The organism is Rhizobium sp. AB2/73 (genome assembly GCF_020871915.1).
GTDB classification, from domain to species: Bacteria; Pseudomonadota; Alphaproteobacteria; order Rhizobiales; family Rhizobiaceae; genus Rhizobium; species Rhizobium dioscoreae.
In genome coordinates this window covers 227,862-253,946 of record NZ_CP067073.1, presented here as the reverse complement: position 1 = coordinate 253,946, position 26,085 = coordinate 227,862, and the positions used below count along the sequence as shown (strand labels likewise).

At 58.5% G+C, this 26,085-nt stretch carries 27 protein-coding genes and 1 pseudogene; 13 read left to right on the top strand and 15 right to left on the bottom strand.

Translation table 11 applies throughout. The annotated features are described in order from the left end of the window. Positions 1–21: 21 nt before the first annotated feature. Positions 22–774 (bottom strand): alpha/beta hydrolase, encoded by a 753-nt coding sequence (locus I8E17_RS27150; RefSeq protein WP_069614199.1) that lies wholly within the window; start codon positions 772–774, stop codon positions 22–24. A 130-nt stretch (positions 775–904) separates the two neighbouring features. Here I8E17_RS27150 and I8E17_RS27145 point away from each other — a divergent pair, with 130 nt between their 5' ends. Beyond that, entirely contained in the window at positions 905–1,765 is an 861-nt protein-coding gene (locus I8E17_RS27145; RefSeq protein WP_069614198.1) for a LysR family transcriptional regulator, read from the top strand. 8 nt (positions 1,766–1,773) lie between these two features. Here the strand turns inward: I8E17_RS27145 and I8E17_RS27140 are convergent. Beyond that, positions 1,774–2,299: pseudogene (locus I8E17_RS27140) on the bottom strand (exodeoxyribonuclease III); the annotation flags it as partial. Positions 2,300–2,385: 86 nt separating this feature from the next. On the opposite strand from I8E17_RS27140, the gene I8E17_RS27135 reads away from it, so the two are divergent. From I8E17_RS27135 to I8E17_RS27110, 6 genes are all read left to right on the top strand, one after another. Next, the gene (locus I8E17_RS27135) at positions 2,386–3,396 is read left to right on the top strand and encodes a substrate-binding domain-containing protein (protein ID WP_069614197.1); all 1,011 of its coding nucleotides are present in this window, start codon (positions 2,386–2,388) and stop codon (positions 3,394–3,396) included. 44 nt (positions 3,397–3,440) lie between these two features. Next, positions 3,441–4,715: an extracellular solute-binding protein gene (locus tag I8E17_RS27130; RefSeq protein WP_069614196.1), complete on the top strand. Its 1,275-nt coding sequence runs from the start codon at positions 3,441–3,443 to the stop codon at positions 4,713–4,715. Between the two features lie 73 nt (positions 4,716–4,788). Beyond that, positions 4,789–5,640, top strand: a complete 852-nt coding sequence (locus I8E17_RS27125) for a sugar ABC transporter permease (protein ID WP_069614195.1) — start codon at positions 4,789–4,791, stop codon at positions 5,638–5,640. Beyond that, positions 5,637–6,497, top strand: coding sequence for a carbohydrate ABC transporter permease (locus tag I8E17_RS27120; RefSeq protein ID WP_219511729.1), 861 nt, complete (start codon positions 5,637–5,639; stop codon positions 6,495–6,497). The genes I8E17_RS27125 and I8E17_RS27120 overlap by 4 nt, the downstream gene beginning before the upstream one ends. A 13-nt stretch (positions 6,498–6,510) precedes the next feature. Further along, entirely contained in the window at positions 6,511–7,569 is a 1,059-nt protein-coding gene (locus I8E17_RS27115; RefSeq protein ID WP_069614193.1) for an ABC transporter ATP-binding protein, read from the top strand. A gap of 31 nt (positions 7,570–7,600) precedes the next feature. Next, on the top strand, positions 7,601–8,851 hold the full coding sequence (locus I8E17_RS27110; protein ID WP_069614192.1) for a trehalase family glycosidase: 1,251 nt from the start codon (positions 7,601–7,603) through the stop codon (positions 8,849–8,851). Between the two features lie 328 nt (positions 8,852–9,179). Here I8E17_RS27110 and I8E17_RS27105 read toward each other — a convergent pair whose 3' ends face one another. The 6 genes from I8E17_RS27105 to I8E17_RS27080 form a co-directional block, all read right to left on the bottom strand. Then, a complete protein-coding gene (locus tag I8E17_RS27105) occupies positions 9,180–9,350 on the bottom strand; it encodes a hypothetical protein (RefSeq protein WP_229002274.1) in 171 nt (56 codons plus the stop codon). 67 nt (positions 9,351–9,417) lie between these two features. Then, positions 9,418–9,624, bottom strand: coding sequence for a hypothetical protein (locus tag I8E17_RS27100; RefSeq protein ID WP_069614191.1), 207 nt, complete (start codon positions 9,622–9,624; stop codon positions 9,418–9,420). A gap of 35 nt (positions 9,625–9,659) precedes the next feature. Next, positions 9,660–9,902 (bottom strand): 30S ribosomal protein S21, encoded by a 243-nt coding sequence (gene rpsU, locus I8E17_RS27095; RefSeq protein ID WP_069614190.1) that lies wholly within the window; start codon positions 9,900–9,902, stop codon positions 9,660–9,662. 14 nt (positions 9,903–9,916) lie between these two features. Beyond that, positions 9,917–10,204: a cold-shock protein gene (locus I8E17_RS27090; RefSeq protein WP_083258246.1), complete on the bottom strand. Its 288-nt coding sequence runs from the start codon at positions 10,202–10,204 to the stop codon at positions 9,917–9,919. Between the two features lie 106 nt (positions 10,205–10,310). Further along, positions 10,311–10,520 carry a cold-shock protein gene (locus I8E17_RS27085; protein WP_069614189.1) on the bottom strand — a complete coding sequence of 70 codons (210 nt, stop codon included), beginning with the start codon at positions 10,518–10,520 and terminating at the stop codon, positions 10,311–10,313. Between the two features lie 614 nt (positions 10,521–11,134). Beyond that, positions 11,135–11,527, bottom strand: coding sequence for a response regulator (locus I8E17_RS27080; RefSeq protein ID WP_069614188.1), 393 nt, complete (start codon positions 11,525–11,527; stop codon positions 11,135–11,137). A gap of 323 nt (positions 11,528–11,850) precedes the next feature. Between I8E17_RS27080 and I8E17_RS27075 the strand changes: the two genes are divergently transcribed. Then, positions 11,851–12,864: a PAS domain S-box protein gene (locus tag I8E17_RS27075; protein WP_069614187.1), complete on the top strand. Its 1,014-nt coding sequence runs from the start codon at positions 11,851–11,853 to the stop codon at positions 12,862–12,864. Positions 12,865–12,963: 99 nt separating this feature from the next. Here the strand turns inward: I8E17_RS27075 and I8E17_RS27070 are convergent, their stop codons facing one another. From I8E17_RS27070 to I8E17_RS27050, 5 genes are all read right to left on the bottom strand, one after another. Then, the gene (locus I8E17_RS27070) at positions 12,964–14,058 is read right to left on the bottom strand and encodes a PAS domain S-box protein (protein WP_083258245.1); all 1,095 of its coding nucleotides are present in this window, start codon (positions 14,056–14,058) and stop codon (positions 12,964–12,966) included. A 478-nt stretch (positions 14,059–14,536) separates the two neighbouring features. Further along, entirely contained in the window at positions 14,537–15,451 is a 915-nt protein-coding gene (locus tag I8E17_RS27065; RefSeq protein ID WP_069614186.1) for a sigma-70 family RNA polymerase sigma factor, read from the bottom strand. Between the two features lie 15 nt (positions 15,452–15,466). Continuing rightward, complete coding sequence (locus tag I8E17_RS27060) at positions 15,467–15,772, bottom strand: hypothetical protein (protein ID WP_069614185.1); 306 nt, start codon at positions 15,770–15,772, stop codon at positions 15,467–15,469. A gap of 57 nt (positions 15,773–15,829) precedes the next feature. Next, positions 15,830–16,741 carry an alpha/beta hydrolase fold domain-containing protein gene (locus I8E17_RS27055; RefSeq protein WP_219511728.1) on the bottom strand — a complete coding sequence of 304 codons (912 nt, stop codon included), beginning with the start codon at positions 16,739–16,741 and terminating at the stop codon, positions 15,830–15,832. Between the two features lie 211 nt (positions 16,742–16,952). Beyond that, entirely contained in the window at positions 16,953–17,366 is a 414-nt protein-coding gene (locus tag I8E17_RS27050; protein WP_069614183.1) for a helix-turn-helix domain-containing protein, read from the bottom strand. A gap of 261 nt (positions 17,367–17,627) precedes the next feature. Here I8E17_RS27050 and I8E17_RS27045 point away from each other — a divergent pair, with 261 nt between their 5' ends. The 5 genes from I8E17_RS27045 to I8E17_RS27025 all read left to right on the top strand — a co-directional run bounded on the left by I8E17_RS27045 (position 17,628) and on the right by I8E17_RS27025 (position 23,137). After that, the gene (locus I8E17_RS27045; RefSeq protein WP_069614423.1) at positions 17,628–18,239 is read left to right on the top strand and encodes a dihydrofolate reductase family protein; all 612 of its coding nucleotides are present in this window, start codon (positions 17,628–17,630) and stop codon (positions 18,237–18,239) included. A 739-nt stretch (positions 18,240–18,978) separates the two neighbouring features. Then, positions 18,979–20,514 (top strand): IS21 family transposase, encoded by a 1,536-nt coding sequence (gene istA / locus I8E17_RS27040; RefSeq protein ID WP_112722466.1) that lies wholly within the window; start codon positions 18,979–18,981, stop codon positions 20,512–20,514. Positions 20,515–20,526: 12 nt separating this feature from the next. Continuing rightward, positions 20,527–21,282: an IS21-like element helper ATPase IstB gene (gene istB / locus I8E17_RS27035; RefSeq protein ID WP_112722455.1), complete on the top strand. Its 756-nt coding sequence runs from the start codon at positions 20,527–20,529 to the stop codon at positions 21,280–21,282. 193 nt (positions 21,283–21,475) lie between these two features. Beyond that, the gene (locus I8E17_RS27030; protein WP_219511725.1) at positions 21,476–21,619 is read left to right on the top strand and encodes a hypothetical protein; all 144 of its coding nucleotides are present in this window, start codon (positions 21,476–21,478) and stop codon (positions 21,617–21,619) included. 585 nt (positions 21,620–22,204) lie between these two features. Next, complete coding sequence (locus tag I8E17_RS27025) at positions 22,205–23,137, top strand: SDR family oxidoreductase (protein ID WP_069614181.1); 933 nt, start codon at positions 22,205–22,207, stop codon at positions 23,135–23,137. A gap of 154 nt (positions 23,138–23,291) precedes the next feature. Here the strand turns inward: I8E17_RS27025 and I8E17_RS27020 are convergent, their stop codons facing one another. Both I8E17_RS27020 and I8E17_RS27015 read right to left on the bottom strand, forming a co-directional pair. Then, complete coding sequence (locus tag I8E17_RS27020) at positions 23,292–24,596, bottom strand: MFS transporter (protein WP_069614180.1); 1,305 nt, start codon at positions 24,594–24,596, stop codon at positions 23,292–23,294. Positions 24,597–24,620: 24 nt separating this feature from the next. Next, a complete protein-coding gene (locus tag I8E17_RS27015; protein WP_069614179.1) occupies positions 24,621–25,772 on the bottom strand; it encodes a mandelate racemase/muconate lactonizing enzyme family protein in 1,152 nt (383 codons plus the stop codon). Positions 25,773–26,085: the final 313 nt, after the last annotated feature.

Sequence of the window (26,085 nt, the reverse complement as noted above, 5' to 3'; positions counted from 1 at the left end):
CTGAACGTCAGGGCATCGGCATCATTTGCTCGCCGCTTCCGCGATGACGTCGGCGACTTCGCGCGGGTGCGAGATATAAACCGCATGGCTGGCACCGGGCACCTCGGTGATCTTCGCGCTTGCCCGCTTGTACATGGATCGCTCCGCCTCGGCGGCGACAGCCATGTCCAGCCCGGCCACGATGCCGTAGCTCGGCTTGGTCTTCCAGGCTGCGTGTTGCGTCTTGGTTCCGAGGATCTTCGCTGAAACCGGCACCTGCGAGTTAGTCATGAAATCCGTCTCGGCCTTGGACAGGTCAGCGGCGAATCCCGCCCGGAACTTCGCGGGATCGAACAGCAGAAAGCCATCAGAAGTCGGCTTGAACGCGTCCGCGGTCGGACTCGGCCACTTCTCAAACAGATCGCCTACGCTCTCGCCAACATCCGGGACGATGGCCGCGACATAGACAAGTGCCGAAACGTTTGGGTCGACGCCGGCTTCGGTGATGATCTGACCACCATAGCTGTGGCCAACGAGGACGATCGGCCCATTTTGCTGCTCGATAGCGCGGTGAACCGCCTGAACATCATCGGCCAGCGACGTATTCGGTTCCTGGACGACCGTGACTTTCAAGCCTTTGGCCACCAGGCGCTCATAAACGCCCCTCCAGCCGCTGCCATCGACCAACGCACCATGGACCAAAATCACATTTTGGGCCGGCTGCGCGAAAGCGCACGGCGCGCCGAACACCACTGCAAGAGCCGCGGCACCGAAATAAAGGGACTTGAGAGACATTTGCCGATCCTTCCGAAGGACATGAGGTGATACACGAGAGATGGTCCGATGGCGGGAATCTAGGTTCTTAGATTTGTTCTTTAAGTGACAAAAATGTATTCTCGGCGTTCAGTTTTGTAAGGGTGTCGCGATGGAATGGAGTGACGTCAGAATTTTTCTCGCTGTTGCGCGATCCGGCACGCTCGGCGGCGCCGCGCGTTCTCTTCAGACAAGCCATCCGACCGTCGGCAGGCGCCTGCGCGCACTTGAGCAGGCGATCGGCCACACGCTCTTCCAACGGACTGCGGACGGTCTCGTCCTGACCGAAGAGGGCCACGGGATCATCGCGCTGGCGGAGCAGATGGAAGAAGGCGCGCTGGCGATGGAGCGCCGGCTTGCCGGGCAGGAGCAGAATCTCAAAGGCAGTCTGCGCGTTTCATCAGCGGACTGGTTCGGGGCCTACGTACTGCCTCCCATCCTGGCGGATTTCTCGAACGCCTATCCGAATGTCGATGTCGAGATCCTGACCGGCACGCGCCTGTTCAACCTCGCCCAGCGCGAGGCCGACGTCGCTTTTCGTATCGTCCCGTTCAACACCGCCGATGTCGTTCAGCGGCGCCTCTTCAGGCTCGAATACGGCGTCTACATCGCCGAGGAGTCACCTGATCCTAAACATGGCGACGGGACGGGTTTCCGGCTGATCACCCACGATACGTCCACCGGGCAGTTCCCCGATATCGCTTGGCTCACCGAGAGCTTCCCCAACGCGAGACCGGTCCTGCGATCGAACAACCGTAACGTCCAGGGGCGCATGTGTAGGCAAGGCGTCGGGATCGCCGTGCTGCCTCGCGTCGTCGGCGATCAGATCGCGGGTATCCGCAGACTGGAGCTGCCGACGCCGCCGCCGGCGCGAGATATCTGGATGGGATATCACCGGGACCTACGACGTCTTCAGCGTCTTCGTGCGTTCATCTCGACCGTATCGAGCCATCTCGTAAGCGCGGCCGTATGATGAGCGGTCCGTAGCCCAGCGTCGCGGGCGTAGGCGTTACGAAAATAATCCCAGAACGTATAGATGCGTTCGTCCGGATGCAGATGGTGCAGAGCATCCGTCCATCCTTGCTTGATGAGCTCCTTGTAGGCCTCCCGGACTTCCACGCGAAACAATGCGTCGTCCGTCCAGCGTTCCGGCTTGTAGACGTCGATCTCCGTCGGCATGACATTGTAGTCACCCGCGAGCACAACCGGAACTTCCAGTTCGAGCAGCTCCGCCGCATAGCCATGGAGCCTCTTGAACCAGCGGAGCTTGTAATCGAATTTCGGCCCAGGATACGGATTGCCGTTCGGGAGATAGAGCCCGCCGATGAGATACGTCGACAATGGCCTCGATCTAGCGGCTGTGCGCGTCTTCCTGTTCGCCTGGAAGTCCTTTTCTCGTAAGAAGGGGCTCCCGCCCCTTCGCGAGGATCGCGGCGGCGTTCCAGGACTTCTGTCCCTGCCACACGCCACCATAACCGGCAGCCTCGATAGCTTTGATTGGAAACTTCTCCTGCCCATGGATGAACCCAAAACGTTTTGACTTGACTCCCAAAACGTTTTGGAGAATCTTTCTCGCCGTTCTGGAGGACGATCTTGGCAAATCTCAAGCAGCTCGCGCAGTCGCTCGGACTGTCGATCACCACGGTTTCCCGTGCGCTCGACGGTTACGACGATGTCTCTGCAGCGACCCGCAAGCGGGTGAGAGAGGCCGCGGACATAGCTGGCTATCGCCCCAACGCATCGGCGCGCAGGCTAAGAAAACAACGCGCGGAACTGGTTGCCGTCACGCTGCCGAGCGACCCCGGCCATATTGGTCCGCCGCATTTCCTCGACATGCTCTCCAACTGTGCTGAGCATCTTGCGAGTGCTGGTCTCAATCTCGTCATCGCGCCTGTGCCGCGCGGTGAAAGCGAACTCGACATCTGCCGTCGTTTCGTTGATGGCCGCCGCGTCGACGCCATGCTTCTCGTCCGCACCAGGCGACAGGATGAACGCGTCGAATTTCTCCAGTCGCGCGGCATTCCCTTCGTCACCAACGGCCGCACCGAGAGCCTCGTGCCGCATCCCTATATCGACGGCGACGGCTTTGCCGGGTTCCACGCGGCGACGGTCCGTTTTCAGGCCGCCGGCCACCGCCGCATCGGCCATGTCGCCGGGCCGCAGGAATATTACTTCGCGCATGCACGCCGCACGGGCTGGAAAGCCGCGATGGACGAGGCAGGTCTGAATGCCGATCTCTGCGCCGAAGGCGCGCCCACGGAACAGGGCGGCTATCTCGCCGCACTGGAATTGCTGCGGCAGCCTTCGCGTCCTACCGCGCTCGTTTGCTCCACGGACGAAATGGCAATCGGAGCGCTCAGGGCGCTACGCGAGATCGATGGCGGCGAGGCGATCAGCATTGTCGGCCATGACGATCTGCCGACGGGCGCCTTCACAAGCCCTTCCCTCTCGACCATGCGCATGACCGGCGAAAACCTCGGCGCGAGCTTCGCCTCGCTGCTGTTGCGGGCGATCGCTGGCGAGCCCGCGGAGGAACTGCAGGAGCTTCACGCGATCGAATTCATCGATCGCGACAGCCATCGCCGTCCGATGAAGGCGGCATGAGCAGGCGGTGCATCACAGGCAAGAACAATGAAGGAGGAGAGAATATGAAATCTATCACGTCATTGGGAATTTTGGCTTCCACCGTGCTGGCCTTTGCTTCGCCGGTGCTTGCTCAGACGGTTTTCGTATCCACGCAGCTTCGCCCGATCGAGGAGGCGACCGTGGTGCGGCAGGACCTGCTGAAGGATGCCGGCGAGGTGGATTATGTGGTCGAGGAACCACCGCAGTTCGCCGTACGCATGGAAGCGGAGGCCAAGGCAGGCAAGCATACTGTCAGCCTGGTCGGCGCGCTGCACGGTGAGCTTTCACCGCTCGCCGACAAGGATCAGCTCGAACCGCTTGATAATCTCGCTAAGACGCTCGCCGCCGGCGGCATGCCGCAATCGCTCCTCGATCTCGGCAAGCTCGGCAAATCCAGCCAGCAATACATTCCGTGGATGCAGGCCACCTATGTCATGGCCGCCAGGAAGGAAGCCCTGCAATACTTGCCGAAGGGGGCCGATATCAACGCCATCACCTACGATCAGCTGATCGAGTGGGGCAAGAACATGCAGCAGGCGACGGGCCAGCCGCAGATCGGCTTCCCGGCCGGTCCCAAGGGCCTGATGGCACGTTACTTCCAGGGATATTTCTACCCGTCCTTCACCGGCGGCGTGGTGCGCACCTTCAAGAACGCCGATGCCGTGGCGGGCTGGGAGAAACTCAAGGCGCTCTGGGCCTATGTAAATCCCAACTCGACCAATTACGACTTCATGCAGGAGCCGCTGGCCGCCGGTGAAGTCATGGTCGCCTGGGACCATGTCGCTCGACTGAAGAATGCCATTTCCGCCTCGCCGGACGACTATATCGTATTCCCTCCTCCGGCCGGTCCGAAGGGGCGCGGATACATGCCCGTTCTCGCCGGCCTTTCGATCCCAAAGGGTGCCCCGGATGCGGCGGGTGCGATGAAGATCATCGAAACACTGACGACTGAAAAGATCCAGCTGCTTACCGCGTCCAAGGTCGGCTTCTTCCCGACGCTGAACGTCCAGCTGCCGCCGGATCTCGACGAGGGTGTCGCGCTTCTCGCCGGTGCAGTCACCAGGACCCAGACTGCCAAGGACGCGGTGATCTCGCTTCTCCCAGTCGGCCTCGGCGACAAGGGCGGCGAGTTCAACAAGGTCTATATGGACAGCTTCCAGCTGATCGTGCTGCAAAACCAGCCCATCGGCGACGTGCTCGCCAAGCAGGGTGCCGTCATGGCCAAGCTGATGACGGATACCAAGGCTCCCTGCTGGGCACCGGATGCCAAGAGTGACGGCGCCTGCCCGGTTCAATAACCCTTCCCTGGGGTGCCTGGACGCGAATGTCCGGTCATTCTTTCCGTAACCCTGCTTTTCGAGGCGGGAGCCCATGAGCCAAAACCGACCCTGGATCCCCTATCTGCTGATCCTGCCATCCGTCGTTTTCCTCGGCCTGCTTTTCATCGTGCCGCTGGTGCAGACGATCTGGCTGGCGGTCTCGGATGACGGCAGGCCGTCGCTTGCAAACATGCAGCGCATGGTGACGGACATCAATTTCATCCAATCGGTACGCAACACGTTCCTGCTGACGATCGTGGTCGTACCGGTCCAGATCGCCATTGCGCTCACCATGGGCACGATGGTCGGCAAGATCGGCCGCGGGCGGGAGACGATCCTTTGGATTTGGACGATCCCGCTCGGCATTTCGGATCTCGCTGCCGGCCTCGTCTGGCTGTCGATCCTGCAGAATACCGGTTATTTTAACTCGCTGCTCTTCAGCCTCGGCGTGATCAGCCGCCAGGCAAGTTGGCTCTCCTATCAGACGCCGGTTGCGCTTTTCATCGCCATCGCGGTGGCGGAGATCTGGCGCGGCACCGCGATCGTCATGGTCATCATCGTCGCCGGCCTCAACCAGGTGCCGAAGGAGTTCAGGGAAGCCGCCGAAATATTTGGGGCAGGCCCCTGGACGCGCTTCCGGAAAATAACCCTGCCATTGATCCGCCCGGCGCTGCAATCGGCCCTCATCCTGCGCACCGTGCTCGCCTTCGAGGTCTTCGCGGTCGTATACGCACTGGGCGGCCGAAATTTCCCGGTCCTCGTGGGCGAAGCCTACAACTGGCAGAACCAGAACCAGAATTACAGTGTCGCTGCCGCCTATGCGGTTCTAATCATGGTCATCTCGCTCGCCGCAACCCTCGTCTATCTCAAGGCCTTCAAAGTCGATCCGGAGCGCCTGCCATGAGCACACAAGCCATCAGCTCCGAAGCAACCGCTACCGCTGATCCCGCAAGCTTCGTTTCATCGCGCCGCTGGTTGCTCTGGAGCGGTATCGCCGCGCTTTGCGCCTGGGTTCTGGTGCCGATCTATCTCGTGGCGCTATGCGCGCTCGGCGGACGACAGGGCGTCTACATTTGGCCGAAGACCGGCCTGCCGACCGGCATCTCGCTCGAACCCTTCATGCTCTTCCTGCAGACGGAAGGGGTCGTCCGCTCCTTCCTCAATTCGCTGGGCGCCGCCGGCATCACGGTAGCGCTCTCCATCCTGCTCGGGGCGCCTGCCGGTTATGCGCTTGCCCGCTACAATTTTCCAGGCAAGGACAGCTATCGGCTGCTGGTTCTGCTGACGCGCGCCTTCCCGCTGGCGATCCTGGCGCTGCCGCTCACCGTTTCCTTCATCCGGCTCGGCCTTTACGATACGATTGTCGGGGTCGGCCTGATCCATACGGTCCTGGCGCTCCCCTTCGCGGCTCTAGTGACCCAGGGCATTTTCCTCGGCGTCCCGAAGGAGCTGGAAGAAGCCGCATGGGTCTTCGGCTGCACCCGCATCCAGGCCTTTTTCAAGGTCGTGGCTCCGCTCGCCTTGCCGGGCATCATCGCAACGGCCGTCTTCGCGTTCGTCATTTCGTGGAACGAAGTCTTCGCCGCCTCGGTGCTGACGGTGCGCAATCGCACACTGACGGCCTATCTGCTGACGGTGCTTTCCGAAAGCCCGATGCATTACCGCTTCGCCGGCGGTCTGATGCTCATCCTTCCCTCGGTTGTCTTCATCTTCGCGGTCAGGCGCTACCTTTTCGCGATCTGGGGCATTTCCTCCAAATAACGGGACCAATTCCATGGCCAATATTGTCATCGACCGTGTGCGCAAGAATTTCGGGGCATTCCAGGCCCTGAAAGAGGTCTCGCTGACGATCAACGACGGTGAATTCGTCTCGCTTCTCGGCCCGTCCGGCTGCGGCAAGACAACGCTCCTGCGCATCATCGCCGGTCTCGAAACCGCATCCGGCGGCGATGTCCGTATCGGCGACAAGTCGGTCCTCGGGCTCGCTCCCAAGGACCGCGGGCTCGCGATGGTCTTCCAAAACTACGCTGTCTTCCCGCATATGACGGTCTATGAAAACGTCGCCTTCGGGTTGCGCATGCAGAAGGCGGACGAGGCGCGCGTCAAGGCGCGGGTCGAAAAGGCCGCCGGCCTGCTGCATATCGAGCAATATCTCGACCGTTATCCGAACAAGCTTTCGGGCGGCCAGCGCCAGCGCGTCGCCGTTGCCCGCGCGCTTGCCGTCGAGCCCAAGGTACTCCTCATGGACGAACCGCTCTCCAACCTCGATGCGTTGCTTCGCCTCGAAATGCGCACCGAACTCAAGACGGTGCTGCAGTCGGCCGGCACGACGACGATCTACGTCACGCACGACCAGACGGAGGCGATGGGCCTTTCCGATCGAATCGCCGTCATGCACGGAGGGATCGTGGAGCAGGTCGGCTCGCCGGTCGATGTCTACAATCATCCCGCAACACGCTTCGTCGGCGGGTTCATCGGCAACCCGCCGATGAACTTCATCAAGGTCCCCATCCTGAACGGCCAGGTCGCTGCCGGGATCGAGCAACTGAATGCACCGCGGGAAGCCGGCAAGGAGATCATCCTCGGTCTGCGCGGCGAGGCGGTCGAGCTCGCGGGCTTGCCCGAGGGCCTTGAAATGAAAGTGCGGGTCGCCGAACCGATGGGCTCGCACCTGCTCCTGACCGGCTCAATCCACGATCAGCCCGTTCGCGTCATCCTGCCTGCCTCCGAAACAGTCAGGAGCGGCGATACGATCGGCCTGAAGCTTGATCGCAAGCGCATCACCTGGCTTTCCGCCGAAAGCGGCCAATCCTTTCCGCCCGTGACGGCCTAGGGGCGTCCCTCCCCAATACCGGAGTACCGACATGAACCTCCATATCGATCAAGCCAAGCGCATTCTCGCCGCCAACGACCGCGGCGGCTATACGGTGCCGACGGACCGGCTCTATCCCTTCCAATGGAACTGGGATTCCGCCTTCGTCGCCATGGGCTTCGCGCTCTATGATACGGACCGCGCCTATCGCGAACTGGAGCGGCTGGTCGAGGGCCAGTGGGCGGACGGCATGATCCCGCATATCGTCTTCCACCAGGCGAGCGATACCTATTTTCCAGGCCCGAACGTCTGGCGCACCCGCCACACGATCCCCACCTCCGGCATCACCCAGCCGCCGGTCTTCGCCATCGCGCTGCGCAAGCTGCACCAAGCCACCGGTGACAAGACCCGCACCCTGCCGCTCTACGAAGCGGCCCTGAAATGGCACCGCTGGTGGTATGCGGCCCGCGACCCGCAAGGAACAGGCCTCGTTGCCCTGCTTCATCCCTGGGAAAGCGGCAGTGACAATTCTCCCGCATGGGACGTCGCGCTCGCCCGCGTTCCCACCACCACCGACACGCCGGTCGTGCGCAAGGACACCAGCCACGTGAACGCTTTGATGCGTCCGCGCAACGAGGACTATCAGCGCTTCATCCACCTGGTTGACACCTATGCCGCCTGCGGCTGGGAGCCGGCCAGGCAGTGGGCGAAGGCACCCTTCAAGGTCGCCGAGATCCAGACCACCGCGATCCTGCTCAAGGCCGGCGAGGACCTCGAAGCACTCGCCCACGAATTCGGCCGCATGGAAGACGCGTCCGAGATCGCCGCGCTCAATGAAAAAACTCGTAACGCGATCCTCGCCCAGTGGCGACCCGATCTGTCGCGTTTCGTATCCCGCGATCTCGTTTCGGGCCAGGATATCGTGGCACCGACACAGGCGGGCTTCATCCCGCTTCTGTCGCTCGATCTCGACAAGGCGGTCGTCGGCGCTCTCGTTGATGAGATGAAGGCATGGTCCAAGGGGATGAAAGTCGCCTTCCCCACAGTAAAGCCCGGGATCGACAGCTGGGAGCCGAAACGGTACTGGCGCGGCCCGGCCTGGGCGATCATCAACTGGCTGCTGATCGACGGCCTGAAGCGCAATGGCCGCGTAGATGATGCCGAGAAGCTGCGCAGGTCGATCATCTCGGCGATCGAGGCGGAGGGTTTTGCGGAATATTTCGACCCGGTCACTGGTGAAGGCTGCGGCGGCCTTGGCTTCTCCTGGACGGCGGCAGCGTATATGTGGCTTGTGGCGTCATAAATTTAGGTACCAGTCGCGCCCGCGCATAAATCTCAGGTCATGCATCAGCTTAATAGATTTCGGCCAGAAGCAATCGCAATCTCGGTACTGTTTGCAGCTGAACGGATTCGACCCAGCGACCTATAAATATTTGGTTTCTTCACGCGCCCGGGAACAACGGATCGGTGCCTGCCGGCGCCGCGTTAGCTGTGGGTACGAATAGGCCTGGCGTTGCAACACAGCGCCGTTGGCCAACCTCCGAACCGTAGCGATAGGTTGCTCGCCGGAGGTTACAAAAGCAGTACCATCGTGGCCGCGCATGAGCAAATTCAACCTCTGTTGCTTGGAGTTATTTCGTGCGCCGTCGCCAGTTAAGCAATCGGGTCTCGACAAGTCCAATCGCAACCGGGGTTAGATATCCCAGCACACCGAGCAGGATCCAGTTACCGAGTCCATCCCGACCTGCAACCATCTCACATACGATTGACAGGATGAGGGCCACCGTGAGCCCGAGGCGCATACCAGCGAGAATATCCGGGCTCACCGATGGCAATGCAATCTTGCGGAATGAAGCGGCGGAAGCAGGTTTAAGCTAATTTTTGCCGCTTTTTCGGCTGCTTGACGGGTTCCACGACAGGCTGGGCCAGGCGAAGCGCACGGAGTTTTTCCGTCTTTTTCTCGCGGCTGGCGGTTTCCGCGGCGGTAATTTCCCTCGCCGCTAAATCGGTCGCGGATATCTTATCCTGAGGCGAAACCCTTGCCTGCTTGAAAAGCTTCTCTTTTGTCACGGTCATAACATCTCCTAGCGAGAGGCGGCGAAAAGAATCGGTTAGCGTGAACTTGCGACCGCTTTCTTTTTGCGGACGGAAAGCAGCCCCTCACGCTGGGCTTGCTTGCGGGCGAGCTTGCGGCTCCGGCGGATCGCCTCGGATTTCTCGCGGGCGCGTTTTTCTGACGGCTTTTCATAGGCGCGGCGCGCCCTCATTTCCCGAAACAGGCCTTCGCGCTGCATCTTCTTCTTCAAAACGCGAAGCGCCTGATCGACATTGTTGTCCCTTACATCTACTAGCAAGATTGCTCCTTCGATTAGCTTTTCTTGATACGAATTGCGTGTGAATTGAGCCAGTTGGACGGCTTTCCTTCTCGCGGGGAACTCTTCTCCAGCAGTGAGGGTGGCGATGCGGCGACATCAATGTCGATTTGGAGGATCCGCCGTTCGAAATTCTCGGATTCAAACTGCACGCGATATTGCACACTGCCCTGGGAGTCGGGCAAACCGCAGACAATTCGACCGCGCCCCGATGGGCCGGAAGGTCCAAGAACACCGTGTTTCAATAGGATGGTGTCGCCGATCCGGTATTGCCGGTTTTGCATGTCCCGCTCCGTGAAAAAATAAAAGGCCGGGCGTTACCCCGACCTCTCGGCACCATTCACCCCCAGCTGCCAGTACATCCGTGGTCAGCAAGAGAGAATGACAATATCAAGCAGCCTGAAGATTGTCGGCCGAGCTCTTGCCCGACCTTCGGTCTTGCACGATGTCGTAGCGGATCTTCTGACCATCATTCAGGGAGTTCATTCCAGCCCGTTCAACGGCGGAAATATGCACGAAAACATCCGTGCTGCCATTATCGGGTTGAATAAAACCGAAGCCTTTTGCGGAATTGAACCACTTAACGGTGCCAGTGTTCATAACGATTTCCTTTCGAAGCAATCGTTGTTGTTCCCGCGATACCTTGCGGGATGAGATCGATTAGTTGAGAGGGAATCCGAGGAAGAGCACGAGGCTCTTGAGCGACGTCACAAGCAATGGTCGATAGGGCTAACATAGGCTCTATTTCCGATATAACAAGTCATGGCGGAAAATAATAATCAGGAAGCAGGCAAATGACTTCCGCAGATGGAGGCGTCTGTACAGACTATTCCGACAGTTTCACCATGATGACAAGTCAGGACCAAGCGCGGCTTCTAGCCACCATCAAGGAAGTACCCGGGGAGCAACCGCTTCAATGCGGTTTATTTGGCTCAATCTCAGGGCCGCGGACTCTTCCACTTCGACATGGCATCGTCGCCGTGACCGATGAACGCGAAGACCAATTCGGCCGTTGCCATCCTTCACGAAAATGCGATGGCGCCGCCCGATGCGAATACGGTCGCGCGGGCGTCAAGCTGAGGCCAGGCCGGAGGCATGGGAATTTGATTGCGCATCACCTTTTCTCCTCAGGTTAAGCCGGCAGGCAGGCGATGTCTCGGTTCGTTCTTAGGCTGGCTAAGCGTCGACATCGCCGGAGGTCGGCGACAAGAAGGCTATGGCTGATGCCGTATCAGACAGGCGGGCGCCTCGGCGGGCACGCCGTTGCGAAGGGCGACGGCATACTCTATGGTGTTAAGGAGATCGGAAGCAAAGACAGGCTTCACAAGCACCCCGATGGCGTGAGGATCGGCGGCGACGATTTCCGGATTGGCTGTTGCGAATATAACGGTGACACCGTGCACCTGAGCAAGATCTGCTGCCAGTAACGGACCTGTCTTACCATCGCTGAGATGAACATCGACAAGGGCGATATCGACGTTGGCTCCCACCCGGGACGCATCCTCACGATTGCCGACCGGCCCCGCAACGTCATAGCCGGACGAGCGCAGGATGTATTCCATATCAATGGCGATCAGGGCTTCATCTTCAACCACTAGAATTCGCATGGAGGTCTCAGCGAGGCTCGTTGTGCGGCTTGCCGGATATCATTGGTCCGGCAGGTGACGGCGCTTGTGAGCGTTACAACATCTCATCAATAGAAAGGTTCCGGATGCTAGGCTATGGGGTTGCCCATTCTAAATGGACAATCGCCATGCCCAGCGGGAGACATCATCAATGTTGAAACTTCTGGGCCTGATATTCATTATACAGTGGAAATAATCATGCGGTTCCTCCGATCGATCCAAGGAGTTGAAACGCGGTCAATCGGAGAGACGGAAAGGTGAATTGATTCTCGCAATCTGCGACAGCGCAAGAGAAGGAGAAGCAATTGTCACAGGAACGCAAAGATGCTCATTCGGCAGCCCTGTCCCTATCGGCTGACGCTTGGCTTGCCGCCATCGTCGAAAGCTCCGAGGACGCCATCATCAGCAAATCCGTCGACGGCGTCATCACGAGTTGGAATAAGAGCGCCGAGCGGTTGTTCGGTTTCCTCGCCGCCGACGCAATCGGACAGCCTATCACCATTATCGTGCCATCCGATCGACTGGACGAGGAAGCGGCCATCATCGCCTCAATTCGGGCTGGCAAGCGGATTGAGCATTATGAGACGGTGAGGCGCCGCAAAGATGGAACGCTTGTTGAGATTTCGCTGACGATTTCACCCGTCAGGGACAAGGATGGCGTAATTGTCGGCGCTTCCAAGATTGTCCGGGACATCTCGGAGCGAAAGCGGTTGATTGAGAGGCAAGATCTTCTGTTGCGCGAGATGAGCCACCGGGTGAAGAACCTCTTCGCCATCATGCATTCGCTCGTGTCCCTGAGCGAACGAACAACCACGAACGCTGGCGACCTTGCCAGTGACCTACGCGCGCGTATCAGAGCACTGTCCGCCGCCCACGACCTCGTTTTGGGCAAGGGCGGCGGCGTGGCACACTCCAGCGGTTCGGCCAGCCTCTTTGCGCTCGTTCAAGCCATTTTCGCAGCCCACCGGGACTCGGAGAGCGTACGCATCACTGTCAAAGGCAACGACATTGAGGTCGGTGCGGTTGCACTGACGTCGATCGCCTTGGTTCTTCACGAATTAGTCACGAACTCGATAAAGTACGGCGCGCTGTCGTCACCGGAAGGCCAAGTCAATGTCGAGGTCCGGGACGAAGATGGCCTCGACTTGAATTGGGTGGAAACCGGCGGCCCCCCTGTTCGGGCGCCGAGCGGCACAACTGGTTTCGGCTCGCAATTGGAAAGTGTCGCAGTGGAGGCCCTCAAGGGCTCGATTACACGAGATTGGGTGTCGGAGGGCTTGCGCATCCACTTGAGGATTCCGCAAGAGTCGCTTGGTTGAGGACGGCGTGGCGGAATATGATCTCGCCGCTTTTGACGAGGCCCCTAGCTCAATCGGGCCAGGTTGTCGTTGCCGAGTTCCGGCCAGTCAACATTCAAGCTAGGCATGCGAATGGCGATTAGGAATTTCGACGATGATGCGCAGCCCATCGGAACGCCATTCTCGGTGGATCGATCCCTTCAATGACGCGATTGTCATGCGTTCAAGCTCCGATCCGAAGCCCGCCGAGCCTTCGGGAACCCGCGCCGGCGGTCCATCGACCTCTGTCCACGTCAGCACGACACTATCGTTGCATGTAACCTCAATTTCGACGCGCCCCCGGTTTACCGAAAGTGAACCATATTTTATCGCGTTCGTAGCGAATTCGTGCAGAAGCAGGGCAAACGACGTCAGCATGGCGTTGTTCACGCGAGCATCCTGTCCTTTAACCACTATACGAGCGCCATCTTTGTCCTGATGAGCCGACAAGATCGCGTCGATGAGACCAAAAAGACTTGTTGAAGCATCCTCACCAGAGCCGCCTTCGGATTCTTTCAACACAAAGTTCTGAGCGGCGGCCAATGCCGCGACCCGCGCGCGCAAATCGTCGGCGAGAGATGAACCTGCCATTTCGGCGGACCGTTCGCTGACGGAAATCAACGCACTGACGATGGCGAATAGATTTTTGATGCGATGATGCATTTCCCGCAGCATCAGCCGCTGTCGTTCCGCCATGCGCTTTCGCTCCGAAATATCGCGAGCGATTTTCGAAGCGCCGACAATTACGCCCTCCTTGTCACGGACGGGCGAAATTGTGAGCGAAATATCCAGCAACGTTCCGTTCTTATGCTGTCTCACCGTCTCGAAATGTTCGATCCGTCTGCCGTTGCGAATGTGATCTATGATAGTGTCTTCTTCATGCAGGCGGTCATCTGGAATGATGATACTGATGTGCCGTCCCACCGCCTCCGCGGCGGAAAATCCGAAAAGGCGTTCGGCGCTTCTGTTCCAACTCGTGATAACTCCATTGATCGTCTTGCTTACGATTGCATCGTCGGAATTTTCAACAATTGCTGCGAGCCAAGCTTCGGCGGAAAGGGCCGAAATCCCGGGGTGTTCAGCGAACGTGCTGTTGATCGCCAAAACCGACGACACCTTCTTCCGTTCGTCGGCGGTGAAGGGCGAACCCGCAGGTGCATTTGTCTCTTGTTCCATATTCACGCTCCTCCGTCGGCAGTGGCCTTACTTGAAAGCCGCGCGCGCCGACCGGCTCGGAATGGAAGCAGGTTGGACTTGGGAAACAAGACAGTGCCGTAACCACCGCGCTGTACGATGAATCGAAAATAAATGCCGTCGGTTTATTGCCTCGACGGTGTTCGGTTGTCTTTTGAAGATATGTCCCGGCGTGATCTTTTCAACCGTAAGCCAGGATTCGGGCCTGAATGACTTCTGAAGGACCTAGACGAACGCTCACGAGTTTTCTGGTTCAGCTCACATTCGAACGCTACGCGTTTATCCATCCTAGCCGATGCCACTCTGGTGCCAGCGGAGCGGGAGCCTTCGATCCCAAGCACTGAGCTTGTCGGTGACAAGGGCGTTTTCGTCGACAGGTCTTGCTTGTTCGCCAACCGATGCCTGCCACTCGCTACTTTGGGGTCGTTTCGCGCTTCCACGGGTCGCTGATCCGCTGCGATCAAGAGGAACCACCCGGCGCACCGAAGGGAATCATCTCGGCTGATTTCGCCACATACCGGGCGTTCCTGAAATCGCGGATGAAACTGATCTGATCTCCGACCCATTCGAGCAAAACAAAATAAGTTGGCTTCGGAATGGCGTTGTTCGGGTCGAACACCAGCAGCCCAGGCCGTCCGTCAACAAGTCCTGGCACAAAATGCCAGTCGTGGAGCCCGCTATAGTTATGGAAATACCGAGAGACCTGACCGCGGCCATCCAATCTCGTCTTGGCAACGAAATCGAGCCGAACGTCCTCCGCTAGCATCTCACGCAGCACATCGAAATTGCGATCATTGAAGTGGTCGACATATTTGGCGAGACGGCTCAACTCGACATGGCTCAGTTGTGGGGACACATCCCCATCAGAGGCATCAGCCAGGTCCCGTATCCGGGCCCTTCCCCGATGCAACGCGGCCTTGACCGCCGGAATGGTCATGCCTGTAATATCGACGATCTCTTGCTGAGAATAGCCGAGCACATCCATCAAGATGGTACATGCCCGTTGAGCTACCGGCAGATGCATAAAGGACTTCAAGGCAGCGGCCGCCACGATGCGATCGGCCGCCGACGAAGAGCGGTCGGCGATCATGTCCAGTTCTTCCTCGGAGTGCATGGCCATCTCACGTTGGCGATGGCGGAGAAAATCGATGGAAGCGTTGTGTGCGACGCGAAACAGCCAGTTTTCAACATTACGAATCTCACTGCCTGGGGGGCTCTCCAGTGTTTTGAGAAGTACATCCTGGACGACGTCCTCGCCGTCGATGGCGGAGCCGACCATACGCGCGCAATATCGGTGAAGCTTTGGGCGTAGAGCCTCGATCGCCCTCGCCATGCCATTGCGTTCGTCATCATTGCCGGAAATCTGTTGCGTCATCGGCAGGTCCAGACCTCAATCTACAGCCGAGACATCGCCATACGAGCCGACGACGGCGACCTCCGCGGCTACCGGTCGATCGCGACACCGCTCGCTGATGTTCTTCTGAAAGGTGCGGAACGCCTCGGATTCGGAAAGGGCCGGCGCTCCGTTTTCTTGGCGGAAGAGGTGCAGGAAGGTTCCATCGTCGCGGCGAAGGACCAGGTAAGCAAGTCCCCCGGGCGCGCGTTCATGAAGTTCGGAAAAGACGTCGCTGACCAGACGCGCGTTCTCCTCGGCCCATTCAGGTTTGGTCGTATAGGTCACTAGTATTTGTTTCATCGCGCATTCTCCTTCCGGCGCTGCGCTGCCATCTCATTTGCAAAATCCACGTGACGATTAATGGGGCAGGTATGAGAGAATTACGCCGCCATTCGCGAACCGACGAACATCGGTGAGCTCCAAATCGGGCTGCGCCGCCATGTCTATATCCTCAAAGGCGCGTTTGCCCGAGCCTCCCCGCGTCGGCAGCAGCCAAAGCTTGTATTCGTCGACCAGCCTGCTTTCGAGAAGTGTACGGTCGAGTTGGGTGACGCCATATTTCACGATCGCCCCTCCGCCCTCCTCCTTGAGCTTGCGCAACGTCTCGGCGACATCGCCTTTGATCAACGCCTCGTCGCCTCCAGCCTGGAGGAAGATGGGCGGAAATCCCTTGAGGTCGGCGTAGAGTGGACTTGCAAGAGCATCGTGGGGGTCGCCGTCTCCAAGAAAGTTCGACGCCAGCCACCCCACCACATCTCTGGTGAAGAAGGCGTCTTTCTCACGATTGGTCTCGAAACTCGGCGCGGAGAGGGCCAGCTCGAGCCATCCGGACAAGATCATCACCGCCGCGGGTAGCGGCATGCGATTATTCCGGGCTTGCTGCAGCAGGCCGAACGTCAGGATTGCACCGGCGGAATCACCCGCGACGGCAATGTGCTCAGGAGCGACGCCTTCGGCCAAGAGCCAGCTATACGCGGCAACCGTGGCGTTTAACTGAGCAGGATATTTCTGCGCATATGCGTAAGGGTATTCGAACAGGAGAGCCCGGCTACCCGCTGCCTTCGCCAGGTGTCCCACTATCTTGCGATGGGTATAGATCGAGCCCGAGACAAAGCCGCCGCCGTGCGCATAGAAGATGACGCGATCATCGGCGGCGCCCTTAGGCCGAACCCACATAGCCCGGATACCGCCGGCATCGACTTCGAGATAATCGACACCCCCCGGTTCTGCCGAGAGCGGCGTCCAGCGAATATCGACACGCTCGATCATTGCCTCCGGCGTAAGCGGACCTAGCTCGGCCGCCGCCTCCCAATATGTCTTGTTCGCCAGACTCTGCGCGCTTGCCATCAGTCTCCATCTCCAAATGGGTCGGTCCCGGCGGAAATTCACCCTGTGCGGAAGAGACGTGGGAGACCGGCGAAAGGATTCTCCTGGCGCGAATAATTCGTGGTCGGGCGCATCACCGCTTGTGCAAACGGGCTCAAGTCGATTCGGTCCGCAACTCTGCCTTCTTGCGTTCGATGAGCTCACTTCCTCCGGCTTTCAACTGCCTCGCGAACCGCGCGAGGTCGTCGTCGGCATGGCGGTGCTTGCCACCCCAGGCGCCAAGTTCGATCAGGACTGGCAGCAGATCCATGCCCGCTTCGGTGAGGCGGTAGACCATTTTGAGCTTGTGCGCCGGATCGTCATGGCGGGTGACGATCCCCTCTTCCTGCAGCGTCCGCAGGCGCTCGGAGAGCGTGCGGGACGAAATCCCTTCGTCTGATTGAAGAAGCTGTCTGAAGTGCTTTTTGCCGCCGAATGCAATGTCGCGCACGATCAGGAGCGTCCAGCGGTCGCCAAACAGTTCGAGGGACAGGTTGATCGGGCATCCAGATCGTTCCTTGGTGGACATTGAATGTTTCCATTTGTAAATCGCTTTACTATTGCAATCATAAGGGCGCGGCGTCAATGTATTCACCGCAAGGCTTTACCGTCGGCAGAAAACTGCCCGAGCACGCGAGCCAAATGAGTTCATGTGAACGAGCGCAGGCAGCGGCCGGAACCCGCGAAGAAAGCGGCGGTGAGCGTCGGCGCGAAAAAGACGGTTCGAGTGGAGAGTTCGGCGAAAGGGCAGCGTTCCCCAATGAACCTGCACGGCATCAGGAGACACGCAATGAGAAAACTCGTTCTTCAAATGCAGATGTCAGTCGACGGATTCGTCGGCGGCGATGGCCAACAGGCTTGGCAAATCTGGGATTGGGTGAGCGATTGCCCATGGGATGCAGATTTGAAGAAGGATTTTAACACCTTCTTCGAGGCAGTCGGAACGATTCTACTGAGCCGCAAGATGGCCGAAGAGGGCTATATCAACCATTGGGCAAAGGCTGCCGAGCGCTATCCCCAAGATCCGTTCTACGCGTTCGCAAAGAAGATCACGGACGTCCCAAAGGTGGTTTTGAGCGGCAAGCTTGACTATTCTCGCTGGGAAAGAACGACATTGGTCCATGGCGATCTATCGCGCGAGGCAGGCGCCTTAAAGCGTAGTGGTGATGGCAATATAGCCGTGTTCGGAGGCCATGGATTTGCCTCCGCGCTAATCGCCCATGGCTTGGTTGATGAGTACCAGCTCTTCATCAACCCTGCGGCTCTCGGGACCGGGCAAAATATCTTTCAGCAGTCAGGCTTTCGCGACTTGAGGTTGGCAGGGTCGAAAGCATACGCGTGCGGCATCGTTGTCAACCGCTATGTCCCAACTTCTTCTCGGCCGGCTCCCTCAGAAAATTGAACCTCCTATCGGTCACATCCTCGCGGGCCGTTACGAAAAATCGGCAGGACGTGAATCTTTTGTGAGGTTCGGATCGTCTTCCTAGCTCAATGGCGCGCCGACGCAGGTCGCCAGCAACCGAACGAGTGCCCGTGATCTCCAGGGGGGACACAGAACATGATCGAACACAGTGCACGCCACATTGGAAGAGCTTGCCGGACGAACCCTGTTACGTTCCGAGCAGACGCTCGGCCGGAATATATGACAAATTGTCGACACGGCACGAGGAAAGCTCTGTCGATCGCAGCGCGCACGACGATCGAAAGTCTATGGCACGCTAGATCAGCACCGAGGCGATAACAATGAAACGACTATACACGGGCAGATGCCATTGCGGTGACGTGCACTTCGAGGTGATGGCCGATATCTCGGCTGGAACGCACAAATGCAATTGCTCCATATGCGCCAAAAGCCGATTCTGGTCGGTCGATGCATTACCCTCTGAACTTCGTTTAATCTCTTCGCCCGCAACGATGACGGTATTCAGAGGGCCCAATCCGGCGGCGCAGCATCCATTCTGCAAACGGTGTGCGGATTCCGACGTGAAGCCGGCCGGCATTCCGATCAAAGACCGGCCACCATTCCGATTTGAAGCCGGCCACCGTTCCAATCAAAGACCGGCCAGTTTTCGGCACTGAAGATTACCTCCTGGGTCAGCAACTTTTGGCATCGATACCTCGTGATGAACGAGGGGATTTTGATGCCGGCAAAGAGAAGGCTGACCATGAGACATTTGCGACAAATGCTGCGGCTTGCGGCAAGCGGAACCAGCTCGCGTGAGATTGCCGTCGTATTGGGAATTGCGCGTAGCACGGTGCAGGATAATCTGCAGCGCGCGGCAGCGGTTGGGTTAAACTGGCCCTTGCCTTTGGATCTCACCGACGATGCGCTCGAGAGCAAACTGTTCACTCGTAATGGCATCAAACACGGCACGAGACGACGGGTCGAGCCCAATTGGGCCGATCTTGCCATCGAGCTCAAGAAGCCGGGCGTTACCATGCTCATCCTGTGGGAGGAGTATCGTGGGTCGCACCCCGACGGTTACGGCTATAGCCGCTTTTGTGAACTCCTGCGTGGGTTTCAACAGCGGCTTTCACCGACGATGCGCCAGGAGCATGCTGCTGGCGACAAGGTGTTCGTCGACTATTCCGGCAAGAAGATCCCGATCGTTGATCGCAAGACCGGAGAGATCCGCGAGGCAGAGATCTTTGTGGCGGTGCTCGGTGCATCGAGCTTCACCTATGCTGAGGCGACCTGGACGCAAACGCTCCCTGACTGGATCGGCTCGCATGTCCGGATGTTTCATTTTTTTGGAGGCGTTCCCCGGCTGATCGTTCCCGACAATCTGAAGTCGGGCGTCAACCACGCCAGCTTCTACGATCCCGAGATCAACCGCAGTTACGGCATGATGGCCTCCCACTATGGCGTCGGAGTTCTCCCGGCACGGCCGAAGAAACCGCGGGACAAATCGAAAGTTGAGAACGGAGTCCGTTTTGCTCAGACCTGCATCCTGGGGCGGTTGCGCAAGCTGACTTTCTTCTCGCTGGCTGAGGCCAATGCCGCTATTGGCCAGGCACTCGATCGCATCAACGATCACCTCATGCGTCGATTGGGTGTTACCCGGCGGCAAGTATTTGAAAGTGTCGAACGTGCTGCGCTCGCCAGTCTTCCGGGTGAAGACTACGAATTCGCCGAATGGCGTCTGGTCCGTGTCTCGACCGATTATCACGTCGAGTTCAAAAGCTTCTTTTATTCCGTCCCCCATGCCCTCATTCGCCAGCAGGTCGACCTGAGGGCAACGGCACGCACCATCGAGATCTTCCACCGCGGCAAGCGCATCGCCGTGCATCAGCGTCGGTATGGTGGTCCTCGCCATGGAACCGACCCAGATCACATGCCCAGTTCCCACCGGCGATACGCTGAGTGGACACCAGATCGCTTTCGGCGCTGGGCCGCATCCATCGGGCCACAGACAGAGGGCCTGGTGATCGCAATTCTTGCTAGCCGTCCGCACCCCGAACAGGGCTTTCGAACATGCCTGGGTGTGCTTCGCCTGTTTCGCGACATCGAACGCAATCGGGCCGAAGCCGTATCAGCACGCGCCGTCGAGATCGGTGGCCTGAACTGCAAGAGCATCGCCTCGCTGCTGGCCAACCACAAGGCGGCGCGCCATTCCACCGAACCAACCGCCATTGTCGACCATGCCAATCTGCGTGGCCCTGATTACTTTCATTGAGGAGACATACCAATGCTGACCAATCCCACCATCAACATGCTGCGTGAACTCGGCCTCAATGGCATGGCCACAGCCTTCCAGGAGCTCGACGCACAATCCGAAGCGCGCGGCCTCGAGCATGGAGAATGGCTTGCCATCCTACTCGAACGAGAGGCCACCATGCGCCGCCAGAAGCGCTTCGAAGCCCGCGCCAGGGCTGCCAAACTTCGCCACGATGCGCAGATCGAGAATGCCGACTTTCGTGCCGCACGCGGTCTCGACCGCAATCTGTTCATGACGCTTGCTGGCTGCGATTGGATCCGCAGGCACCACAGCCTTCTCGTCACAGGGCCGGCCGGCGTCGGCAAGAGCTGGCTTGCCTGTGCACTCGGCCATAAAGCATGCCGCGAAGATTTCTCCGTCGCCTACCACCGGGTTCCTCGGCTATTCGCAACACTTGCCCTTGCACGAGGCGATGGGCGATATGGCCGGATCCTCAAATCGCTGGCCAAGACCGATCTGCTTATCCTTGATGATTGGGGACCGGAAAAGCTCAACGATGATCAGCGGCGCGATCTCCTCGAGATCATCGAAGACCGCTACGAGCGCCGATCGACGATCGTCACCAGTCAGGTGCCCCTGGATCGCTGGTGGGAAATAATAGCAAACCCCACGCTCGCCGATGCCATCCTGGATCGCCTCGTTCACAATGCCTATCGCATCGATCTCACCGGTGAAAGCATGCGAAAACAGCGCTCGTCGATAGCGCCTGAAAAACCGCACGCTTGACCTGAAACAAAACCCGATCCAAACATCCAACAGACCCAGGATCAGTCCGACAAATGGCCGCCTTCAAATCGGAACCCCGGCCGGAATGAAATCGGAATGACTGGCCGGCTTCAAATCGGAATCGATGGCCGGCTTCATCGGAATACGCAAACGGTGCGGGATACGCCCGTTCCAGCGCATAGGAATGCCTAACATGACAGGTCATGACTATCTCAATGTGAATATCGCCTGCCTCGAGGCTGTCGACGTTGACGAACTTATGGCAGCACCCATCACTTTCTATGATGGCCTTCATGATAAATGGGGAGATCGGCCGCGGGAAGTACGGCATCTTTGATCAGTTCTCACCGGAGGTGCTTCAGCAACAGCGTGGAGTGCGGCGAACGTATACCGAGGCCAGCCGATCGGACGTTAAGCTGAACCGACTGCGGATGAGGAAACGCGGCCATCTTGCGCCCTACGCACCAGGTTACGCGTCTGGCAAAGGCAAGTGCCGCGGGTTCACGTCAGCTACCAACGCTATGATGAACCATGAAAAGCCCGATAGATTGTAGCGCCTCTTGATAGGAGGGAGGCGTGGGCAGTTGCCCCCAAGAATGCTTCCTGCCAGGGCTGATGAAAATAGCTGTCTCTGACACATAGGATGCCGGCGGCCCGCTGATCGCCTCTATTGGCCCGAAGGCCTTCCGCATTAAATTGGGATGGCATCGATTGGAAGCGTCATCGGGCTTCCAATCGCCAGGAATTTGGTACCGCGGAGATATCCACCGGCACCCGTTTTCGGGGCAGAGACGGTCGTCGCTTGCGAGCTTGCCTCGAAAAGTCCACGCGACGCGAATCCTTTCTACGCCTCGTATCGTCTTCTTGGGGCGAGTGACGTGCTGGTAGAGCGCGCGCCAACAACCTATTGAAAGGATGATCGATGCTGCTGATAACAGGCGCGACGGGAATGAGCGGGCAGCTTGCGGTTCGTGAATTTGTTCGCATGGGGACACCGGTACGGGCGCTCGTCCGAAATTCTGCAAAAGCCGATGCGGCAGGCCTCGGCAAGCTCCGAGGTATTGACCTTGTCGTCGGTGACATGCGTCAGCCTGACACCCTCGGCACTGCGCTCGATGGCATCGAACGCGTGCTCATGATCTCGGGGGCAGCGCCTGACATGAGCGAGACACAGTGCAACTTCATTGACGCATGCAAAGCCGCCGGCGTGCGACACGTCGTAAAGTTCTCCGGGAGTGAGCCCGGATTCGACCCAACCAAATTCCGCTTTACGCGGATGCATGAGGAAATCGAGGACTACCTTGAAGGGTCGGGTCTCGCATGGACTCATTTGCGCCCCAGCCAGTTCATGCAGGTTTATCTACGCGAGGCGCCCGACATCATTGCAACCGGTACGCTCCGCCTTCCATTCGGGAACATATCGCTGTCGCCAGTAGACGCCGAGGATATTGCCAAGATCGCCCACCATCTGCTTCGAGACGGTGGTCACGAGGGGGAAAGTCTCGATATGACCGGTCCTGAAGCCCTGACGATGGACGAAATTGCTGCTCGCATTTCCGCGTCACTCGGGAAGCCGGTAAAATATGTCAGCATTACCCCTGAAGAGCGACGTCGGGATTTGCTTGCCAGGGGGCTGCCCGAAGACTTCGTCGACGCGCTCGACGAACAAACCGAGGAGCGGCTGAAGCACCCCATCGCCAAGGTGCTGATGGCCACGCATCAGATGTTTGGCGTCCAGCCGACACGGTTTGCGGATTTTACACAGAAACACGCGGACAAATTGGGCGGGCGGCGGCCTAAGGAGGCAGATCGAGCGCACCAATCCCCCCTCGCGCCGAGCGGCGGGATCCGGTGAGAACGGTGCAAGTGGCGCCACGAGGCTTCTCGCGAGCCGGATGGTCAGGGAATTGAAGACACGTGTGCTGCCAGCTGGATTAGTTTAAAGCCAACCGGCTCCCCAAATCGAGTTCCGTCAACAGTTGCCGGATGAATGACCTTGCAACGAATGTCTACTCTTCTACACGCTCCATCCGTCCGACCAGGAAAATGTAGCAGCAAGCGGCCACCACAGCCAGGCCCGAGCATAGAGCCAGCGCAGGCGCGAAGCTCCCGCCATTGACGAGATAGCCAATGGCGATTGGTATCACGATGCTCGAGAGGCCTCCAAACAGGTTGAAGACGCCACCGGTCAAGCCAATCAATCGTTCCGGCGCCAACGCTGATACATAGGACCAGGTAATCGAGGCCATTCCCGTTCCAAAGAAAGCGATTGCCAAAAACATGATGATGAGTCCAGGGCTCTGAACGAATTGCGCACCCACTATCAGGACGGAGAGAGCGATACCCGTAAGGACCGGGATTTTGCGTGAGGCGCTCAGACCATAGCCGGCACGAAGAAGCGCATCCGAGATGAAGCCGGAGACGAGCACGCCTCCAAAGCCGGCGAGAAACGGCACCGAGGCATAGAATCCGGCTTTGATGAAGTCGAGATGTCGGTATTGAACCAGATACGTCGGGAACCAGGTGAGAAAGAAGTTTGCGGAGGCCAAGTAGCTGAACTGACCAATATAGAGCCCCCATAGCTTCTTCTTGCTGAGCACGACCGCGAGATCGGACCAGGTAAAGGATTTGCGGCCTGCCTGTTCCCTCACCAAGCGTGAACTCAGCTCGGGAACGCCACCGCCTTCCCGGATAAGATCGAGCTCCGCGTCGTTTGTCCCTCTGAACTTGCTTGGATCACGATAGATCGCCGCCCACGAAATGGCAGCGATCACACCGAGGATACCCGTCAGGACAAACACTGAACGCCACCCATGGGCAGCTTCAATCCAGACGAGAACCGGCGTCAGGAATCCGAGACCCACATATTGCGCGGAGATATAGATGCCGATCGTGGTGGCTCGCTCTCGCTCGGGAAACCAGGTTGTCACGATCCTGTTGTTGACGATATAGCTCGGCGCCTCGAAAACGCCTACGGCAAGTCGAAGAATAAAGAGGCTGACGATCCCGGCGACGAAGCCGAGACTGAAAGTCGCCACCGACCAGACGAGGATTGTCAGGGGATAGACAATTCGCGGGTGAACACGATCAGCGAGCCATCCGCCGGGGATCTGCATGGCCGTGTAGGTCCATCCAAATGCCGAAAACAACCATCCCATGGTCACCGGGTCGATTTTCAGTTCCGCCGACAAAGACGGTGCCGTGATCGACAGATTGGTGCGATCAAGGTAATTGATCACACCGGTTATAAATAAGAGTGCGGTAATGACATATCGCGTCCGGCTCGCCGACGCATAGTATGTTGAAATTGCCATGGTCTATTCCTCCCGGTCCTCCAATCACCAATTGGTGAAACTTCCATCGCCACGGCGCAGGTGCGGCGGCTCGAAATATTGAAAGTCGAGCTTGTTCAGCGCATCTTCGTTCACCTCGATCCCCAGACCCGGAAGCTGCGGTACGTCATAGGAACTGCCATTCAACTCGGCCTGGGACGGAAAGAGTTCACGCGAATCAAAACCAAGCTGTTCGACGGGTGACGCCCGGCACTCCAGCCAAGCGAAGTTGGGCACCGCCGCCGCCAAATGCACGGTCGCCGCCGTGCAGACAGGTCCTAGCGGATTGTGCGGCATCAGGTCGACGTAATGCGCCTCGCTCCAGCCGGCGACCTTCATGGCTTCGGTAAAACCACCGACGTTGCAAATATCCAACCGGTTGAATTGATGAATATCGCGCTCGATATAGGGCAAGAATTGCCACTTCGAGGAAAACTCCTCGCCGATCGCAAAGGGTAGATCAGTCATTTTTCGAAGGGCCTCATAGGCCTCCGGCGTTTCGTCGCGGATCGGCTCTTCGATGTAATCGAGGGTTCCGGAAGGCATCTTCTGGCAGAACGAGGCGGCTTCGGCGACGCTGAGCCGGTGATGGTAGTCGATGCCCAAAACGACTTCCGCGCCCACCTCCTCTCTCGCCTTAACCATCCATGGAGCGGTGCGCGCGATCGACTCTCGCGGCTCGAAAAGATCAAGGGAGTGTTGGCCCCACGGAACGAAGCGGATGGAATTCCAGCCTGCATCCTTCAGGATTATCGCTTGCTCGATCATCTCAGGACCTGGATTGGCCGGCGCGGTCGCAAACGCTGGAACGCGCTCGCGATGCTTGCCACCGAGAAGGTCGTAAACGGGCACGCCGAGCGCCTTTGCGCGAATATCGTGGAAGGCGATGTCCAGCGCGCCAATTGCCGCCGTCAGTACACGACCACCTTCGAAATATTGGCTGCGGTACATTTCCTGCCACAAAGCCCCGGCCCGCCGAACATCGCGGCCGATCAGGAACTGTTCGTAATGACGAATCGCCCCGATGACGGCATGTTCCCTGCCTGTTAAACCGGATTCGCCCCAACCATGAATTCCATCTGAAGTCGTAACCTTGACCAACAGCTGATTGCGATGACCAACCCGTGGTGTGAAGCACTCTACTCTTTCGATTTTCATGGGATATTCGTCCGTTGGGAGAATGAATTAATGTGAGTTTCGTCAAACCGTGACGCCCAGGAAGGCAGGCCGCGCTGACGACGTCGCTCTTCAACGCAAGCCTCTGGTGTGAGGTTTGTCATCCGGCCCAGCATCGCTGCGACAGATTTCCTATAAACATTCGCACAGGATCAGCTCCTCCCTGGATTGCGGGTTAGACCTGACTTGATCTATCAAACCATCATCTGCGACATTTGCCGATGATTGCTTGCCCTCCCCAAGCGTCAAACGAGTTATAGATAGGATCTAGAATGTTTGCAAGCAGGAGAAGACC